The sequence below is a fragment of the Mesorhizobium sp. M7A.F.Ca.CA.004.06.1.1 genome, from assembly GCF_003999135.1.
GTDB lineage: Bacteria > Pseudomonadota > Alphaproteobacteria > Rhizobiales > Rhizobiaceae > Mesorhizobium.
In genome coordinates this window covers 1-732 of sequence record NZ_RZPQ01001325.1, presented here as the reverse complement: position 1 = coordinate 732, position 732 = coordinate 1, and the positions used below count along the sequence as shown (strand labels likewise).

Here is a 732-nt window from a genome sequence, read left to right as displayed (position 1 = left end):
CGCCGAGATCGATGACCGGCAGCGAATTCTATCACAGCATCGTCGCGATCGCCGACGGCGTCGCCACCAAGAAGCCGCTGGTTCCGACCCTGCCCGCCGAGCTCACCACCATTCTCGTGCAGCCAAGGCCGGTCCCAAGGCCGGTCGAAGACAAGTGGCTGCGCTTCTCGCGCCGGCTGAAGCAGAAATAACGGCTATTCCACCCCGGTCTGCCGAGGCGAACGGGGGTCGGCGATCACAGTCTCGCGATCTTGGCCGCTCGTCGGCATTTTCCCTCCTCACCGCGATTGACACGGCAAGGCGCGCTCCTATGTTGCGCCCGCTTGCAGATAGTAAAAACGCGAACCCGCAAGCGGAAAGGTCACCGCGCCATGCCTGGCGACAGTCACAGTCGAACGCAACAGCCGTCCGCCCTGACGTGACCTCACATGGTTCATGTCCTGCCGGACGGCAAGGAGTGAGCCATGAACGAAATTACCACAGTGGCAAGCGACGAAGCCGTCGCGATTGCCCGTATCCTAGCCAACGATCACGTCGCCGACATTGTCGAGGCCCTCAACAGGGAGCCTCGAGAGACCGCCCCTTCACTTCTCTGTTAAGTGACGTTCGAACGTCTTGTCGAGATATTCGACCAGCCGGCCCTCGACCTTTCTCTTATACCCCTCTCCCATCCCCCTCCCCTTCGACTAATATCGTATGCCGTCTTCTTCTTTAAAAAAAAAAACTGTCTCA

General features: G+C 59.4%; 2 protein-coding genes. Both read left to right on the top strand.

The features are described 5' to 3' along the window. Positions 1-191: hypothetical protein (locus tag EN906_RS36095; protein WP_164777705.1), on the top strand; the 191-nt coding region annotated here is incomplete at its 5' end. 273 nt (positions 192-464) lie between these two features. Then, positions 465-599, top strand: coding sequence for a hypothetical protein (locus tag EN906_RS38870; RefSeq protein ID WP_281060485.1), 135 nt, complete (start codon positions 465-467; stop codon positions 597-599). The last annotated feature ends 133 nt before the right edge of the window (positions 600-732 follow it).